This is a genomic window from Streptomyces wedmorensis (genome assembly GCF_000716445.1).
GTDB classification, from domain to species: Bacteria; Actinomycetota; Actinomycetes; order Streptomycetales; family Streptomycetaceae; genus Streptomyces; species Streptomyces wedmorensis.
On the sequence record NZ_JNWK01000060.1, the window covers coordinates 51028 to 68650 of the forward strand.

Annotated in this window: 13 protein-coding genes and 1 pseudogene; 4 read left to right on the forward strand and 10 right to left on the reverse strand. The window is 73.0% G+C overall.

The features are described 5' to 3' along the window. Positions 1-115: 115 nt before the first annotated feature. The gene (gene lipB, locus OO54_RS33715; protein WP_033210202.1) at positions 116-925 is read right to left on the reverse strand and encodes a lipoyl(octanoyl) transferase LipB; all 810 of its coding nucleotides are present in this window, start codon (positions 923-925) and stop codon (positions 116-118) included. Between the two features lie 288 nt (positions 926-1213). On the opposite strand from lipB, the gene OO54_RS33720 reads away from it, so the two are divergent. Then, positions 1214-2689, forward strand: coding sequence for an NsdA family TPR-like regulatory protein (locus OO54_RS33720; RefSeq protein ID WP_033210113.1), 1476 nt, complete (start codon positions 1214-1216; stop codon positions 2687-2689). Positions 2690-3048: 359 nt separating this feature from the next. On the opposite strand, the gene OO54_RS33725 is transcribed toward OO54_RS33720, so the two are convergent. Continuing rightward, positions 3049-4410 carry an NAD(P)/FAD-dependent oxidoreductase gene (locus OO54_RS33725; protein ID WP_078905476.1) on the reverse strand — a complete coding sequence of 454 codons (1362 nt, stop codon included), beginning with the start codon at positions 4408-4410 and terminating at the stop codon, positions 3049-3051. A gap of 311 nt (positions 4411-4721) precedes the next feature. Then, positions 4722-5642, reverse strand: coding sequence for a TIGR01777 family oxidoreductase (locus OO54_RS33730; protein ID WP_033210117.1), 921 nt, complete (start codon positions 5640-5642; stop codon positions 4722-4724). A gap of 38 nt (positions 5643-5680) precedes the next feature. Here OO54_RS33730 and OO54_RS33735 point away from each other — a divergent pair, with 38 nt between their 5' ends. Then, positions 5681-6181, forward strand: a complete 501-nt coding sequence (locus tag OO54_RS33735) for a GNAT family N-acetyltransferase (protein WP_033210205.1) — start codon at positions 5681-5683, stop codon at positions 6179-6181. On the opposite strand, the gene OO54_RS33740 is transcribed toward OO54_RS33735, so the two are convergent. Continuing rightward, a complete protein-coding gene (locus OO54_RS33740; RefSeq protein ID WP_033210120.1) occupies positions 6171-6839 on the reverse strand; it encodes a TetR/AcrR family transcriptional regulator in 669 nt (222 codons plus the stop codon). The two genes, OO54_RS33735 and OO54_RS33740, sit on opposite strands and share 11 nt — an antisense overlap. A gap of 120 nt (positions 6840-6959) precedes the next feature. Here OO54_RS33740 and OO54_RS33745 point away from each other — a divergent pair, with 120 nt between their 5' ends. After that, complete coding sequence (locus tag OO54_RS33745) at positions 6960-7754, forward strand: SDR family NAD(P)-dependent oxidoreductase (protein WP_200146640.1); 795 nt, start codon at positions 6960-6962, stop codon at positions 7752-7754. Positions 7755-7830: 76 nt separating this feature from the next. On the opposite strand, the gene OO54_RS33750 is transcribed toward OO54_RS33745, so the two are convergent. Further along, entirely contained in the window at positions 7831-8352 is a 522-nt protein-coding gene (locus OO54_RS33750; protein WP_033210122.1) for a DUF4240 domain-containing protein, read from the reverse strand. A gap of 99 nt (positions 8353-8451) precedes the next feature. Here OO54_RS33750 and OO54_RS33755 point away from each other — a divergent pair, with 99 nt between their 5' ends. Then, a complete protein-coding gene (locus tag OO54_RS33755) occupies positions 8452-9372 on the forward strand; it encodes an SDR family oxidoreductase (RefSeq protein WP_033210124.1) in 921 nt (306 codons plus the stop codon). A 179-nt stretch (positions 9373-9551) separates the two neighbouring features. Here OO54_RS33755 and OO54_RS33760 read toward each other — a convergent pair whose 3' ends face one another. The 5 genes and pseudogenes from OO54_RS33760 to lpdA all read right to left on the reverse strand — a co-directional run bounded on the left by OO54_RS33760 (position 9552) and on the right by lpdA (position 17369). After that, positions 9552-10496, reverse strand: a complete 945-nt coding sequence (locus OO54_RS33760; RefSeq protein WP_033210126.1) for a WYL domain-containing protein — start codon at positions 10494-10496, stop codon at positions 9552-9554. Between the two features lie 127 nt (positions 10497-10623). Next, positions 10624-13110, reverse strand: a pseudogene (gene aceE / locus OO54_RS33765) (pyruvate dehydrogenase (acetyl-transferring), homodimeric type); the annotation flags it as partial. 301 nt (positions 13111-13411) lie between these two features. Then, positions 13412-14035 (reverse strand): GntR family transcriptional regulator, encoded by a 624-nt coding sequence (locus tag OO54_RS33770; RefSeq protein ID WP_017238885.1) that lies wholly within the window; start codon positions 14033-14035, stop codon positions 13412-13414. Positions 14036-14163: 128 nt separating this feature from the next. Continuing rightward, positions 14164-15918, reverse strand: a complete 1755-nt coding sequence (gene sucB, locus OO54_RS33775) for a 2-oxoglutarate dehydrogenase, E2 component, dihydrolipoamide succinyltransferase (protein WP_033210129.1) — start codon at positions 15916-15918, stop codon at positions 14164-14166. Positions 15919-15980: 62 nt separating this feature from the next. Continuing rightward, a complete protein-coding gene (lpdA, locus tag OO54_RS33780) occupies positions 15981-17369 on the reverse strand; it encodes a dihydrolipoyl dehydrogenase (protein ID WP_026058145.1) in 1389 nt (462 codons plus the stop codon). Positions 17370-17623 lie beyond the last annotated feature (254 nt).

The following is a 17623-nucleotide window of genomic DNA, read 5'->3' on the forward strand; positions in this document are numbered from 1 at the left end:
GCCGTTGGTTCCCATGCCTTACTACGTCTGGCCAACCTCTGGCCAGGGCCCTGCATTCCTCCAGAGGGTCCGCCGGATTCCTCCCCGGGGGTCCTCGGGATTCCTCCCGGGGTCCTCAGGCCGAGGCCGGTTCCACGGGGCGCTCGATCTCGCGGGGCTTCAGCTCCGCGTGCTCCAGGACCTCCCGCAGGTGGCGCTCCACCACCGGCAGCACCTCCTCGATCGTGACGTCCCGGCCCAGCTCGTTGGCCAGCGAGGCCACGCCCGCGTCGCGGATGCCGCACGGGATGATGCGGTCGAACCAGGTGTTGTCCGGGTTCACGTTGAGGGCGAAGCCGTGCATGGTGACGCCCTTGGCGACCCGGATGCCGATGGCCGCGAGCTTGCGGTCCTCACGGCGCTGGCCGGCGTTGGACGGCGCGTACTCGGGGCCGTTCAGCCGCGGGTCGAACTCCTCGTCCGTCAGCCGGGGGTCGAAGTCGAGCGACAGCCCGCCGAACGACGGCCGCTGCTCGACCGGGTCGCCGAGGACCCAGACCCCGCTGCGCCCCTCGACCCGCGAGGTCTCCACGCCGAACTCGGCGGCCGTGCGGATCAGGGCCTCCTCCAGACGGCGGACGTGCGCGACGACGTCCACCGGGCGGGGCAGCTTCATGATCGGGTAGCCGACCAGCTGGCCGGGGCCGTGCCAGGTGATCTTGCCGCCGCGGTCCACGTCCACCACCGGCGTCCCGTCCAGCGGGCGCTCGCTCTCCGCCGTGCGCCGGCCGGCCGTGTAGACCGGCGGGTGCTCCAGGAGCAGACAGGTGTCGTCGATCTCGTCGGCGAACCGCGCGGCGTGCACCTCGCGCTGCTTGTCCCAGGCCACCTGGTACTCGACGGCTTCCGCGCCGAACCCAAGGCGGACGAATCGCAGCTCACTCACGGCCATGCCTCCTCCTGGGTGCCGCGGACCGGGGACCGGGGATCATCCCGGGCCGGAACGGCACCATGCGTCATTCGCGCCCATGCCACTGTACGGCGGCGACGCGGACACCCCTCCGCCAGGTGACCGGGGACACCTACGTCAGCGATGCCGTCAATCCTCACACGATCGGATGAATGTGGGGCGAAGGTGGCGGTACGGGCCGTGGAGACCGCTAAATTCGCGCCGTTCCATGAGGGTCCGACGGGGATGCCGCCCGGACCCGGAAGGCAGGAGACCGCACAGCTGATGACGGAACGACCACCGCAGCGCATCCCGAACCGCCAGCTCGCCTCGCTCATCGCCGAAGCCGGGTTCTCCAACGCGGGCCTCGCCAGACGGGTCGACCAGCTCGGTCTGGAACACGGCCTCGACCTGCGGTACGACAAGACCTCCGTGACCCGCTGGCTCCGCGGACAGCAGCCGCGCGGCACCACCCCCGCGCTCATCGCCGAGGTCTTCACCCGCCGCCTCGGCCGCCGGCTCTCCGCCCAGGACCTCGGCCTCGACGCCTGCGCGCCCGTCTACGCGGGCCTGGAGTTCGCCGCCACCCCCGAAGAAGCCGTCGACATCGTCAGCGGCCTCTGGCGCAAGGACTCCGGCAGCCACGCCGAACTCCGCAAGATCGCCTTCACCCCGGCGGGCCTCGTCGTCCCCAGCCGTGACTGGCTCATCGGCCGCGCCGACGACCGGGTGGCGCGCGGCGAACCCGCCCCGGCCGACCCCCGGCCCCCCGCCGCCACGCCCTCGAACGACCTCCGGGTCCCACCCCAGGGCCGCTTCTCCGTGCCCCGCCAGCGCGGTACGGACCGGGGCCCCGGTCAGCGGGTCTCCAGCGGCGACATCGCCGCGCTCCGCTCCGTCGCCGAGCTCTTCCGCACCCTCGACCACGCCTACGGCGGCGGCCACGCCCGCCAGGCACTCGTCCGCTACCTGGAACACGAGGCCGAGCCGATGCTGCGCGGCACCTACGGCGAGTCCGTCGGCCGCCGCCTCTTCGCCGCCGCCGCCGACCTCACCCGGCTCGCCGGCTGGACGTCGTACGACATCGCCGCCCACGGCCTCGCCCAGCGCTACTTCGTCCAGGCGCTGCGCCTCGCCCAGGCCGCCGGGGACCGGGCCTACGGCTCGTACGTGCTCCTCACCATGAGCTGCCAGGCCGTCTACCTCGGCCACGGGCGCGAGGCCGTGCAACTCGCCCGCGTCGCCCAGCAGGGCGTCGGCCCCGCCGCGCCACCCGTCGTCCAGGCCATGCTGAACGCCATCGAGGCGCGCGGACACGCGGTCCTCGGCGAAGCCCGCGCCTGCAGCGCCTCCCTCGTCCGGGCCGAGCGGGCCCTCGAAGCCTCCAGGCCCGGCGACGAGGTCCCCCACTGGGCCCGCATGTTCGACGAGGCCCAGCTCGCCGACGAACTCGGCCACTGCCACCGCGACCTCCAGCAGTACCGGCCCGCCGCACAGCACGCCGAACGCGCCCTCCAACTCCGCGCCCCCGGCTTCGCCCGCAGCCGCCTCTTCTGCCGGGTCGTCCTCGCCACCTCCCGGCTCGCCCTCGGCGAACTCGACCAAGCCTGCGCGCTCGGCGCCGAGGCCGCCCAACAGGCCTCCGAGATGCGTTCCGCCCGCGCCGTCGAATACGTCCGCGACTTCGAGCGCCGCCTCGAGCCCTACCGCGACGCCGCCGCCGCCCGCACCTACCGCGACCGAGTAGCCGCCCTGGGCTGACCCCCCACCCCGGCGCGGGCCGCGCCCCGGGGTGGTGCCCGCGCCCCCACCCACCCCCGCGTGAGCACGGGACGGCATCCCCACCCACCCCCGCGTGAGCACGGGACGGCGCCCCTTGGCGGCGCCTCCGCCCCTGTCGCCTTGACCCGCACCGGTCGGCGTCGCACCCCGGGTGCGGGTTCGGGCGCGGAAGCCTGGGCCCGGCAAGGGGCGCCGTCCGTTGTGCCCACCCGTTCCGCCCCGGCGGAACGATTGCCCACAACGAGGGCGGGCGGGGGGCGCGGGTGGGCACCGCCCCGGCGGAACGATTGCCCACAACGAGGGGCGCAGGCCACAACGCGGCGATCCCCCCCGGAGGGTCAGGCGGCTTCGGGGGTGTGGAGGGGGAGGCCGAGGTCGGTGAGGAGGGCGTGGGCGGCGCGGTGGGCGGAGGAGAGGGCGCCGCGGACGGTGCCGGCGGAGCGGTGGTCGCCGCAGACGTAGAGACCGGCGAGGAGGCGGACGGAGCGGCCGGTGTCGTGCGGCGGCGGCATCGCGGGGACGGCGTCGGGGGTGTGGCGGAGGGCGAGGAGCTCCCATTCGTCGGTGGAGGTGCCGTACAGCGTGGCGAGGTGTTTGCGGACCCGACGCTCGGTGTCGTCGGGGGGCGTGCCGAGCACCGTCGAGGTGACGAGGGCCCGCCCGGCCGGGGCGCGACCGGGGTCGACCGCGCTCATCACGGCGGTGTGGGCGACGGGTCCGCCGGGGTCGGATTCGAGGATCAGCGTGGGGTCGGAGGCGGGTGCCACCGGCGCGGTGTGGTGGAGGACCGTGACCGGGTGGAAGGCGGGGGTCCGAAGACCAGGCAGCAGTTCGGCGGCTGTGCGGGCGCCGGTCGCGAGGATCATCGAGCGGCAGCCGAACACTCCGTGTTCCGCGGTCGTGACCCGGGAGACGGACGCTTCGGTGACCCGGACGCCGGTACGGACCGTCCCGGGCGGCAGCGCGGCGGCGAGCCGCTCGGGGAGCGCCGCCGAACCGCCCTCGGGCGCGGAGAGCCGGCCGCGGGCGAAGGCGCGGAGCGCGAGGTCGGCCTGACGGCTGGACATGCCGAGGTCCGGGTCGGCGAGGAGCGCCGCGAGCAGGGGTCGCAGCACTCCCTGGACGGTCCGGGCGGGCAGTCGCGCGGTCAGTGCCTCGCGGGCGGTCCGGTCCGGGCGGGCGAGGAGCCGTTGCGTCGGGGTCGCGGCGAGCCGGACGAGGGACGCGCCGAGGCGCGCCTGGTCGAGCGAGGCGGCCGGATGCCGGGGGGCGCTCGCGAGGGCGCGCGCCACGCTGAACGCTCCCCCCACGCTCCGGTGGCCTCCGTTCCGGGCCCCGCCGGGGGTCCGGCGGGGGTGCGGCGCGCCCCATCGCGCGTAGCGGCCGTCGGTGTGCACGAGCACCCCGGGGCCGAAGGGGCGGAGTGCGAGGCCGTCGAGGCCCGGCATCGTCCGCAGTTCCTCGTAGGACAGGGTGAGCAGGGGGCCCACCCGGTCGAGCAGGAAGCCGTCGACGTCATCGGTCGCCAGCCGGCCTCCGATCCGCGGCTCGGCCTCCAGGACGGCGACGGAGAGTCCGGCGCCGGTCAGCCGGTGGGCGGCCGCGAGCCCCGCGATGCCGGCTCCCACGATCACGACGTCGACGGTCTCCACGACGTCCGTACGCTGTGCGGTCCTTGCACTGTCTGCGCTGCTGAGCACGTGCCCCTCCCCAGGTCGGCGCGGCCGGTGGGAGGCCTATGCCCCCAACGAGCCTCCGGAATGCCCGAGTTCGCCGTTCGGGTCGAGCCTAGGCAGCGCTCCCACGCGTGCCAGCCGCGCGCACCGGGGTGCCTGCGGCACGGGGGAGCACAGGGGCGTGCGGCCGAGGCGCACGCCGGCCGTTGCCAGGCCGCCGGGGCCTGCGGCCCCCAGGGCGCGCGGTCCCGGGGCCCACGGTGCCGTCGACGGCGGCGGAGTGCGGGCACGGCCCCCGCGCGCCCGGCCGGGGCCGTGGCCCACCCCCCCCCAGGTCAGCCGGTTGCCGCGCGGATGGAGTCGTCGATGGTGGGGAAGGCGAAGTCGAAGCCGGACTCCAACAGGCGTGCGGGGAGCACGCGCTGACTGCCCAGCACGTCCTGGGCGAAGTCGCCGAGGACGATCTTGAGGGCGGCGGCGGGGACGGTGCAGAAGGTCGGGCGGCGCAGGACGCGGCCCATCGCGGCGGTGACCTCGCGGTTGGTGACCGGTTCGGGGGCCGTGAGGTTCACCGGGCCGGTGACGGAGGGGGTGTCGACGAGGTGGCGGAGGGCGGCGACCTCGTCGTGGAGGGAGATGTGGGACCAGTACTGGCGGCCGTCGCCCATCCGCCCGCCGAGCCCGGCGCGGAAGACGGGGAAGAGCCGTCCCCACGCCCCGCCCTCGCGCGCCACGACCAGGCCCGTACGGGCGTACGTGACGCGGATGCCGGCTTCTTCGGCGGGGGCGGCCGCGGCTTCCCACTCGACGCACACCGAGGGCAGGAAGCCGGTGCCGGGGGGTGCGCTCTCGTCGACGGCGCGGTCGCCGGTGTCCCCGTACCAGCCGAGCGCCGTGCCGCAGACGAGGCTCTCCGGCGGGTTCGCGAGGGAGGCGAGGGCCTGGGAGATCGCCGTCGTGCCGAGCACGCGGCTGTCCCGGATCTCCTTCTTGTACGCCTCGTTCCAGCGGCGTTCGCCGACCCCGGCGCCGGCCAGGTGGACGACGGAGTCGACGCCGACGAGTCCGGCGGCGTCGACGTACAGCCGCTTCGGGTCCCATTCGACCTCGTCGGCGGTCTCGGCCGGGCGGCGGACGAGGCGGAGGACGTCGTGGCCGTCGGCGCGCAGGGAGCGGACGAGGGCGGAGCCGATGAGCCCGGAGGCGCCGGTGACGGCGACACGCTTGCGGGTTGCGGAACGCTGCATGGCCACCATCCTGCCCTTATCGCCCGCCGGGTGGCACAGTGGCCGTCATGATCGTGCCGGAGACGCAGATACGTACCGCAGGCCCCGACGACGAGGACGCCCTCGCCGCGCTCGACCGGGCGGCCTGGTCGACGCTCCACGCCGTGCAGCCCGCACCGGTGGAGCCGTACGCGCCCTTCTTCGACGAGCGTCACCCGCCGGGGGACTACCTGGTCGCGGTGCGCGGGGACGTGCTCGTCGGCTACGTGCGGGTGGTCGCGCCGACCCCGCTCGCCGTCAACGCCCACGTCCGGCAGGTCCAGGGCCTGGCCGTCGCAGGGTCCGCCCGGGGGCAGGGCGTCGCCAGGGCGCTGCTGCGGGCCGCCATGGACCGGGCGCGGGAGGAAGGCGCCACCCGGATCACGCTGCGCGTGCTCGGCCGCAACGCTCCGGCCCGCGCGCTCTACGCGGCCGAGGGCTTCGTCGTCGAGGGCGTGCTGCCGGGGGAGTTCCTCATCGACGGGGAGTACGTGGACGACGTCCTCATGGGCCGGTCCCTCATTCGCTGACGCCCGGGCCGAACAGCCGCATCCCGCCCGTCAGTTCGCGCAGGCACCGGACCGCGAGGGCGGCCGGCGACCCCTCGGCGTCCGGCCCGGTCGCCCCGGTCTCCGTCTCCGTTTCCGCCCAGCTCTCCAGCGCGATCCGGATGGCGTCCGTGGCCGCCGCGGCCGCGAGTCGTACCTCCAGCGGGTCGGCCCCGGGTCCGGCGAGCGCGGCGACGACCTCGCGGAGGCGTTCCTCGGACTCCTGGTTGACGCGGTACCAGACGGCGCGGAGGGCGGGGTCCTCGGCGGCGGCGCGCAGCAGTCCGCGCGTCCAGCGCAGGCCTTCGGCGCCCGCTTCGTCGGCGGGGGTGAGCGACGCGGCGATCGAGCGCTCCAGGAGCTGCGGGAGGCCGGTCCCGGGCTCGGGGCCGGCCGCCGCGAGCTGCTCGCGCCAGCGGTCGGCGCCGCCCGCGAGCAGCGGGGCCACGGCGTCCTGCTTGGAGCGGAAGTACCGGTAGAAGGTGCGCAGGGCGACCCCGGCCCGGTGGGCGATGTCCTCGGCCGTGGTGCCGTCGGGGCCGCGCTCGGTGAAGAGCTCGGCGGCGGCACGGGCGATGTCCAGCTGGGTGGCGGCCTTGCGGCGCTCCGTCAGCGACGGGGAGGGGGGCTTGGTGCTCACCGTACGAAGCGTACGCCCGCGGACGCCGGAAGTGCACGTTGTGCAGATGTGGCAAAACGTGCCACCCGGGCGTACGGTGGCAGCGTTCTTCCGCATGCTTGACATCGAGAGGTTGCCGCCATGAACCAGCTGACCCGTTACGAAGGACGCCGCGCCCTCATCACCGGCGGCGGCTCCGGCATCGGCCAGGCCACCGTCCTGCGCATGCTGGCGGAGGGCGGCCGGGTCGTCGCCGCCGACATCAGCGAGGACGGCCTCAAGGACACCCTCGCCAAGGCCGGCGACGCCGCCGACCGCCTCACCACCGTCGTCCTGAACGTCGCCGACGAGGACTCCGTACGGGCCGGCGTCGCCGCCGCCGTCGAGGCGCTCGGCGGCCTGGACGTCCTGGTCAACGCGGCCGGCATCCTGCGCTCCTCGCATACCCACGAGACGAGCCTCGACTCCTTCGAGCAGGTGATCCGGATCAACCTCACCGGCACCTTCCTCGTGATCCGCGAGGCGATCCCCGCCCTGCTCGCGGGCGAAGGCTCCGCCGTCGTGAACTTCTCGTCCACCTCCGCGATGTTCGCGCACCCCTACATGGCGGCCTACGCGGCCAGCAAGGGCGGCATCCAGTCCATGACCCACGCGCTGGCCGCCGAGTACGCCAAGCAGGGCATCCGCTTCACCGCCGTCCAGCCCGGCTCCATCTCCTCCGGCATGACCGACGGCACCGGCGCCAGCCGTCAGAGCGTCGGCCCCGGCCTGCCCGAGGACACCGACTTCTCCCTCTTCACCAAGCTCGCGCCCGCCCTCGGCCAGGGCTTCGCCGGCCCGGAGACCGTCGCCGGCGTCGTCGCGATGCTCGCGAGCGAGGACGGGAAGTTCATCACCGGCACCGAGGTCCGCATCGACGGCGGCACCCACTTCTGAGCCGGCCTCCGGCCCACGGACGCGGATCCCGGGACCCCCTCCTCCGGGATCCGCCCACGCCGTCCTGGATCCGCCCTCACACCGTCCCGAAGCGCTCCCACAGCCGGGGCAGGCGCTCCGCGAGCACGTCGTCGTCGAGCAGGTCCAGTGGCGCGCCCAGCGGCTCCTTGTCCGGCACGGGGATCCCCAGTTCCGGGGTCTCGGCGCCGGTCAGCGCCTCGTACGCCTCGTCCGCCGCGAAGCCGATCTCCTCGCCGTCCCCGTCGATCTCGACGTCGAAGTCGCCGAGCAGATCCGCGAGCGCGTCCGGATCGTGCACGGCACCCTCGTAGACCTCCCGGCCCTGGCCGATCAGCCAGCACCGGAACGAGTCGAACGTCTCGTCGCCCGCTCCGTCGAACAGCACGGCAGCCGCGCCCCACAGGTCCCAGAGGAACGCGCGGTTGAAGCGCGCCTCGAAATGGCGCGCGTAGTCGAGCACGGAGTCGGGGTCCAGCCGCGTCAGCCGTTCCACGAGCAGCTCGGCCTGCTCCTCGGGGTCGCCCTCGGCGGCCTCGCGGCTGGCGTCGATGATCTCCCAGAACTCGGTCTCGTCCATCACGGGACCAGCATCCTGCCCCGGCGAGTGCGACGCACCCGGAAAGTCCGAAATCAATCCGGACAGAAGATGTCGTCATTTCCTGTCAGCCTGGGCACCATGACGACTGACACCACACCACTGCGAGGACGGATCTGCCTGGTCGCGGGCGCCACCCGGGGGGCCGGACGGGCCATCGCCGTCCAGCTCGGGGCCGCCGGGGCCACCGTCTACGTCACGGGGCGCACCACCCGCGATCGGCTGAGCGAGGTCGGCCGGGCGACCGAGACCATCGAGGAGACCGCCGAACTGGTGACGGCGGCCGGCGGCGAGGGCATCGCCGTCCCCACCGACCACCTGGAGCCCGGGCAGGTCCAGGCCCTCATCGAGCGCGTCGACCGCGAGCAGGGACGCCTCGACGTCCTCGTCAACGACGTCTGGGGCGGCGAGCACCTGCTCTCCTTCGGCCGGAAGACCTGGGAGAACGACCTCACGGGCGGCCTCAGGATGCTCGAACTCGGCGTGCGGACGCACGCCATCACCTCCCACACGGCGCTGCCGCTGCTCATCCGTCACCGGGGCGGACTCGTCGTCGAGGTCACCGACGGCACCGCCGAGTACAACGGCACCCGCTTCCGCGAGAACCTCTTCTACGACCTCGCCAAGAACGCCCCGCTGCGGATGGCCTTCGGCCTCGGCAAGGAGCTGGAGGAGTACGGCGGCACGGCGGTCGCCCTCACCCCGGGGTGGCTCCGATCCGAGCAGATGCTGACAGCCTTCGGCGTCACCGAGGAGAACTGGCGCGACGCCCTCGCCGAGACCCCCGACTTCGCGATCTCCGAGTCCCCGGTCTACGTGGGCCGGGCCGTCGCCGCCCTCGCCGCCGACCCCGACAGGCACCGCTGGAACGGCCGGTCGACCTCCAGCGCGGAGCTCGCCCGCGAGTACGGCTTCACCGACGCGGACGGGTCACGGCCGGACGCCTGGGGCTTCATCATCGCCGGCGAGACGGGAAAGCCCGACGCCGCCGACTACCGCTAGGGCACTCCCTGTCGGCCTGTCGGCCCTGTCGGCCTGTCGGCCTGTCGCCCTGTCCGCCCTGGCGGCCCCCTCCGGCCCCCTCCGGCTCCTTCCCGTTCCGGCCCCTCCGGTCACCCGGCCCGACCGGCGGGCCCGTTCGTCCGGCGGGGCCCGTTCGTCCGGCGGCGCGGCGCCGGGTGTCAGCCGTACAGCGCGGCCAGTCCTCGCGCCGCCTCGGCGAAGCGCTCGCGCAGGGAGGCCGGGGACAGCACCTCGGCGTCCGGGCCGAGGGCGAGCAGCTGGGACAGGGCGACCTCCTCGCTCTCGACGGGGAGCGTCGCGGTCAACCGGCCCTCCGCGTCCCGCGTCCCGGCCGCCAGGGCCTCCTCGGCGGCCGCGCGATCGGTGACGTACGGCAGTCTGCGGGCCCCCGCGTCCGACAGCCGTACGACGACCTCGGCGCGCAGGATCGAGCGGGCGAACTCCGCGGCGCGCTCGGCCCAGAAGGCCGGCAGGTCGAAGGCCTCGTCGCGGACGAAGTGCTCCCCGGTGGGGGAGACGGCCGTGAAGCGGTCCATCCGGTAGGTGCGGAAGGCCGTTCCGGAGCGCGCGCACAGGTACCAGACGCCCGCCTTCAGGACGAGACCGTACGGGGCGAGGTCCCGCTCCACCTCCCGGTCGCCGCGCCGGTAGCGGGCGACGAGCATCCGGTCGTCCCAGACGGCCTCCGCGACCGCCGGCAGCAACTCCGGGGTCTCCGGCTCCTGGTACCAGCCCGGCGCGTCGAGCAGGAAGCGCTGCGCCGCGCTCGCGGGGGCGTCGCGCAGCGAGGGCAGCAGCGCCGCGGTGACCTTCAGGCGGGCCGCCGAGGCCGCGTCGTCCAGGCCCATGTCCCGCAGCGCGCCCGGCAGTCCGGACAGGAACAGCGCCTCGGCCTCGCCGCGCGCCAGGCCCGTCAGACGCGTGCGGTAGCCGCCGACCAGCCGGTACCCGCCGGCCCGGCCCCGGTCCGCGTACACCGGCACCCCGGCCTCGGACAGCGCCAGCGCGTCCCGCGTGACGGTGCGCTCCGACACCTCGAGCTCGGCGGCCAGCTCGGCCGCCGTCATCGACGGACGGGACTGGAGCAGCAGGACCAATTTGATGAGGCGGGGGGGGAGGGGCGCACGCTCACACCGTGCGACCGCCCCCCCCCGGGCGGGGGGGGGGGCAGAAGGGAGGAATCCGGCCCTCCCCCCCGCCTCATCAAATTGGTCCTGCTGCTCCAGTCCTGTAGTCGGAGACCGCCAGGACCGGCGAGTCGATGCCCTCCAGTGCCTTGCGGATGTACGGCACCCGCTCCTCGCCGCGCAGGAGCGCCGCGTCGGCCTCCAGGGCGTCGCGCCGCAGCTCCGTCCAGGAGGTCGCGGACCACACGTCGGCGGCCACGCCCCACTCGGCGGCGAGCAGCTTCTGCGCCTCCAGGGCCCAGTGGATGGCCGTGCCGGAGGAGAGGAGCTGGATGCGCGAGGCGTTCGCGGGCACGTCGATGCCGGCGGACTCGGCGGTGTTGAAGCGGTAGAGGCCCTTGACGATGCCCTCGTCGATCCCGGCCGGCTTGGCCGGCTGCGGCATCGGCTCGTTGTAGACGGTGAGGTAGTAGAAGACGTTCTGGTCCTCGCCCTCGGCGGCCTCGCCGTACATCCGGCGCAGACCCTCCTTGACGATGGCCGCGACCTCGTAGGCGAACGCCGGGTCGTAGGTCAGCGCCGCCGGGTTGGTGGCCGCGATGACGGGGGAGTGGCCGTCGGCGTGCTGGAGGCCCTCACCGGTCAGGGTGGTGCGGCCGGCGGTGGCGCCGACGAGGAAGCCGCGGCCGAGCTGGTCGCCGAGCTGCCACATCTGGTCGGCGGTCCGCTGCCAGCCGAACATCGAGTAGAAGATGTAGAAGGGGATCATCGCCTCACCGTGCGTGGAGTACGCGGTGGACGCGGCGATGAAGTCGGCCATCGAGCCGGCCTCGGTGATGCCCTCGTTGAGGATCTGGCCGTTCTTGGCTTCCTTGTAGTACATCAGCTGGTCGCGGTCGACCGGCTCGTACGTCTGGCCCTTCGGCGAGTAGATGCCGAGCGACGGGAAGAGCGACTCCATACCGAAGGTACGGGCCTCGTCTGGGACGATCGGGACCCAGCGCTTGCCGGTCTCCTTGTCGCGGACCAGGTCCTTGACGAGGCGTACGAACGCCATCGTCGTGGCCATCGACTGCGAGCCGGAGCCCTTGTCGAACGCGGCGAACGACTTGTCGGCCGGGGCCGGCAGCGGCGCGATCGCGTGGGTGCGGCGGGCCGGGGCGGGGCCGCCGAGCGCCGCGCGGCGCTCCTGGAGGTAGCGGACCTCGGGGGCGTCGGCACCCGGGTGGCCGTAGGGCACCTGGCCGTCGACGAACTGCGAGTCGGAGATCGGCAGCTCGAGGAGGTCACGCATGTTCTTGAACTCGTCGGTCGTGAGCTTCTTCATCTGGTGGTTCGCGTTCTTCGACGCGAAGCCCTCACCGAGGGTGAAGCCCTTGACGGTCTGCGCGAGGATGACCGTCGGCGCGCCCTTGAACTCCACGGCGGCCTTGTACGCGGCGTACACCTTGCGGGGCTCGTGGCCACCGCGGGAGAGGTGGAAGCACTCCAGGATCTTGTCGTCGCTCAGCAGCTGCGCCATCGCGACGAGCGCGGGGTCCTTGCCGAAGAAGTCCTGGCGGATGTAGGCGGCGTCGCGGGTCTGGTACGTCTGGACCTGCGCGTCCGGCACCTCGCGGAGGCGGCGGACGAGGGCGCCGGTGGTGTCGAGCGCGAACAGCTCGTCCCAGGCGTTGCCCCACAGCGACTTCACGACGTTCCAGCCGGCGCCGCGGAACTGGGCCTCCAGCTCCTGCACGATCTTGAAGTTGGCGCGGACCGGGCCGTCGAGGCGCTGCAGGTTGCAGTTGATGACGAAGGTCAGGTTGTCCAGGCCCTCGCGGGCGGCGAGCGCCAGCGCCGCGGTGGCCTCGGGCTCGTCCATCTCGCCGTCGCCGAGGAACGCCCACACGTGGGACGCGGAGACGTCCTTGATGGAGCGGTTCGTCAGGTAGCGGTTGAAGCGCGCCTGGTAGATCGCGGAGAGCGGGCCGAGGCCCATGGAGACGGTGGGGAACTCCCACAGCCAGGGGAGGCGCCGCGGGTGCGGGTAGGAGGGCAGGCCTTCGCCGCCGGACTCCTGCCGGAACTTGTCGAGGTGCGCCTCGGTGAGGCGGCCGTCGAGGAAGGCGCGGGCGTAGATGCCGGGGGAGGCGTGGCCCTGGATGAAGAGCTGGTCGCCGGAACCGTCGGCTTCCTTGCCCTTGAAGAAGTGGTTGAAGCCGGTCTCGTAGAGCCAGGCCGCCGAGGCGAAGGTGGCGATGTGGCCGCCGACGCCGTACTTGGAGCCGCGGGTGACCATCGCGGCCGCGTTCCAGCGGTTCCAGGCGGTGATCTTCCGCTCCATCTCCTCGTCGCCGCCGAACGCGCCGACCGAGGGCTCCGCGGAGGTGGGGATGGTGTTGACGTAGTCCGTCTCCAGCAACTTGGGCAGGGCGAGGCCCGCGCCCTCGGCGTGCTGGAGCGTACGGCGCATCAGGTAGGCGGCCCGGTGAGGGCCGGCGGCCTTGGTGACGGCGTCCAGGGAGGCCGCCCACTCGGCGGTCTCCTCGGTGTCACGGTCCGGGAGCTGGTCGAGCTCGCTCGGAATCTTGCCTACGGGATCGGTCATGATCGCCGCCTTCCGGACAGATGGGGGTGGAGATAAGGGGGCCTTGTCTGGCAGGACAGGGCGAAGGGCCGGGTGACGGCCCGCCGAAGACTGTAAACCGGCGATCGATGATCGATCAAAGGGTTGAAGGGGAAAACCTCTTCAGATCGAGAAAGTCGGCACAGGGTGCCAGGGGAAAGGGCACCCGGTGCCGCGATTTCGCCCCGTTTCCGCAGGTGAGAGCCGCTGTCTGAGGGGGTACTCGCACGAATGAGCGGGCCCATCGGCGGATGGACCCGCTCACTGTGCGCAAAACCGTGGGTCAGGCTCGCGGGGCGCAGCCCAGCACGTGTGCCTTCACCAGCGCCCCGATGTTCGGGTCGCCCCGCCGGAAGGCCTCCACGAGCTCCTGGTGCTCCTCCGCGTACGACTTCTGGACCGTGCCGAGCCAGCGGATCGACAGGGCCGTGAAGACCTCGATGCCGAGCGTCTCCCAGGTGTGCAGCAGGACGCCGTTCCCGGCCGCCTTCACCAACTCCCGGTGGAAGGCCACGGTGTGCCGCACCTGCGCCGTGCCGTCCGAGGTCGCGTCCGCCTCGTACAGCGCCGCCACGTGCGGCTCCAGGGCCGAGCAGTCGGTGGCGAGCCGGGTCGCGGCCAGCTCGGCCGCGATCTGCTCCAGACCGGCCCGCACCGGGTAACTCTCCTCCAGGTCCGCCGCGGTGAGGTTGCGGACCCGCACGCCCTTGTTGGGCGCCGACTCGATCAGCCGCAGCGACTCCAGCTCGCGCAGCGCCTCGCGGACCGGCGTCTGGCTGACCTCGAGCTCGGTCGCGATCCTGCGCTCCACGATCCGCTCGCCCGGCTTCCAGCGGCCGCTGACGATCCCCTCCACGATGTGCTCGCGGATCTGTTCGCGCAGCGAGTGGACGACGGGGACGGTCATGAAGGCTCCTCGGGGAGTGTTGACCCTTAGACAATACGGCGGCGCCCCCGCCCGGAAACACTTCCGGGCGGGGGCGCCGCAGGTGAGGCTCGTTACGTTGCGCCTCGGGGACTGACTGGGGCCGAGGCTCAGAGGCCGAGGTCGACCTCGAACTCGCCGGCCTCCAGGATCGCCTTGACGGCCGTCAGGTAGCGGGCGGCGTCCGCGCCGTCCACCAGACGGTGGTCGTAGGACAGCGCGACGTACGTCATGTCGCGGATCGCGATCGTCTCACCCAGGTCCGGGTGGTTGATGACGACCGGACGGCGCACGGTGGCGCCGATGCCCAGGATGGCGACCTGGTTCGGGGGCACGATGATCGTGTCGAACAGCGCGCCGCGCGAACCGGTGTTGGAGATGGTGAAGGTCGCACCGGCGAGGTCGTCCGGCGTGATCTTGCTGGCGCGCACGGCGCCGGCCAGCTCCGCGGTCTTCTTCGAGATGCCGGCGATGTTGAGGTCGCCCGCACCCTTGATGACCGGGGTCATCAGACCCTTCTCGGAGTCCACCGCGATACCGATGTTCTCGGTGTCGAAGTAGGTGATCGTGCCCTCGTCCTCGTTGATCCGGGCGTTGATGACCGGGAAGGCCTTCAGCGCCTGGGCCGCCGCCTTGACGAAGAACGGCATCGGGGACAGCTTGACGCCCTCACGGGCGGCGAAGGCGTCCTTGGCGCGGGCGCGCAGCTTCATCAGCTTGGTGATGTCGACCTCGACGACCGAGGTCAGCTGGGCCTGGCCGTGCAGCGCCTTCATCATGTTGTCGCCGATGACCTTGCGCATGCGGGTCATCTTGACGGTCTGACCGCGCAGCGGGGAGACCTCGAGGGCCGGGGCCTTCGACGCTGCGGCCGGAGCGGCGGCGGCGACGGGGGCCGGGGCGGCCTTCTTGGCCTCGGCGGCCGCGAGGACGTCCTGCTTGCGGATGCGACCGCCGACGCCCGAGCCCTTGACGGCCGCCAGGTCGACACCGTTCTCGGTGGCGAGCTTGCGGACCAGCGGGGTCACGTACGCGCCGTCCTCGGCCGGAGCCGGGGCGGGGGTCGCCGGGACCGGGGTCACGACGGCCGGAGCGATCGACGGAGCGGCGGCGACCGGGGCCGGAGCCGCGACCGGGGCGGCCGGAGCCACCGGGGCCGGGGCGACCGGAGCCGGGGCCGGGGCGGCCGGAGCCGGGGCCGCGGCGGGGGCGGCCGGGGCCGGGGCGGCGGCGGGAGCCGGAGCGGCACCCGCGGCGCCGATGACGGCCAGCTTGGCGCCGACCTCGGCGGACTCGTCCTCGGCGACGACGATCTCCAGGAGGACACCCGAGACCGGGGCCGGGATCTCGGTGTCGACCTTGTCCGTGGAGACCTCGAGCAGCGGCTCGTCGGCCTCGACGGTCTCGCCGACCGACTTCAGCCAGCGGGTGACGGTGCCCTCGGTGACGGACTCGCCCAGCGCGGGCAGCACGACGTCCGTGCCGGAGGCGCCGCCGGCCGGGGCGGCGGCCGGAGCCTCGGCCACGGGGGCCGGGGCGGCGGGGGCCTCGGCGACCGGCGCCGGGGCGGCGGCCGGAGCCGGAGCGGCCTCGGCGGCCGGAGCCGGAGCGGCGGCCGGGGCGCCCGTGCCGTCGTCGATGATGGCCAGCTCGGCGCCGACCTCGACCGTCTCGTCCTCGGCGACCTTGATGGAGGCCAGGATGCCCGAGGCGGGGGCGGGGATCTCGGTGTCGACCTTGTCGGTCGAGACCTCGAGCAGCGGCTCGTCGGCCTCGACACGCTCACCCTCGGCCTTGAGCCAGCGGGTGACGGTGCCCTCGGTGACGCTCTCGCCGAGCGCCGGCAGGGTTACGGAAACCGACATGGTTTCAGTTGCTCCTAACGAATTGCGGAAAGTGGTCGTCGCGCCCTGTGATGACGTGAGCGTCAGTCGTGGGAGTGCAGAGGCTTGCCGGCCAGGGCCAGGTGGGCCTCGCCGAGCGCCTCGTTCTGGGTCGGGTGGGCGTGGATGAGCTGCGCGACCTCGGCCGGCAGCGCCTCCCAGTTGTAGATCAGCTGTGCTTCGCCGACCTGCTCGCCCATGCGGTCACCGACCATGTGGACGCCGACCACGGCACCGTCCTTGACCTGGACGAGCTTGATCTCGCCCGCGGTCTTGAGGATCTTGCTCTTGCCGTTGCCCGCGAGGTTGTACTTCAGGGCGACGACCTTGTCCGCGCCGTAGATCTCCTTGGCCTTGGCCTCGGTGATGCCGACGGAGGCGACCTCGGGGTGGCAGTACGTCACCCGGGGCACGCCGTCGTAGTCGATCGGGACGGCCTTCAGGCCGGCCAGGCGCTCCGCGACGAGGATGCCCTCGGCGAAGCCGACGTGCGCGAGCTGGAGCGTCGGGACGAGGTCGCCCACGGCCGAGATCGTCGGCACGTTGGTGCGCATGTACTCGTCGACCAGGACGTAGCCGCGTTCCATCGCGACGCCCTGCTCCTCGTAACCGAGACCGGCGGAGACCGGGCCGCGGCCGATGGCGACCAGCAGCACCTCGGCCTCGAAGGTCTTGCCGTCGGCCAGGGTGACCTTGACGCCGTTGTCGGTGTACTCGGCGGACTGGAAGAAGGTGCCGAGGTTGAACTTGATGCCACGCTTGCGGAACGCGCGCTCAAGAAGCTTCGAGCTGTTCTCGTCCTCGACCGGGACGAGGTGCTTCAGGCCCTCGATGACCGTGACGTCGGTGCCGAAGGACTTCCACGCCGAGGCGAACTCGACGCCGATGACGCCGCCGCCCAGGATGATCGCGGACTCCGGGACCCGGTCCAGCGTCAGCGCGTGGTCCGAGGAGATGATCCGGTTGCCGTCGATCTCCAGACCGGGGAGCGACTTCGGCACGGAACCGGTGGCCAGGAGGACGTGACGACCCTCGACGCGACGGCCGTCCACGTCGACGGAGGTCGGGGAGGACAGGTGGCCGGTGCCCTCGATGTAGGTCACCTTGCGGGAGGCGACGAGACCCTGGAGGCCCTTGTACAGGCCCGAGATCACGTCGTCCTTGTACTTGTGCACGGCCTTGATGTCGATGCCCTCGAAAGAGGCCTTGACACCGAACTGCTCCGCCTCGCGCGCCTGGTCGGCGACCTCGCCGGCGTGGAGCAGGGCCTTCGTCGGGATGCAGCCGTTGTGCAGGCAGGTGCCGCCGAGCTTGTTCTTCTCGATCAGTGCGACGTCCAGGCCCAGCTGCGCTCCGCGCAGCGCCGCGGCGTAACCGCCGCTACCGCCGCCGAGGATCACTAGGTCGAAAACGGTGCTGGCGTCGTTCGCCACGTCACGTCCTCCATGCATGTGCGCTCGTCGCCGGTCTTCGATGACCGGGCGGCGGCTGGTGTTCGGCCGCTTTATTTCGGCCCTGTGGTGGGGGCCCTGTCCTGCCGAGAACCCATCTTCGCACTTGTTGGCGGGTGGCGGGACGCGGGGCCGTGCTCTGAGACGGCCGATCGTCCGTACGGCGGGGTCGGCACGGCGTACGAACCTACGGATTCCGTCGCGGGGGACCGTCGGCCGGGCAGGGTGACGGCCCC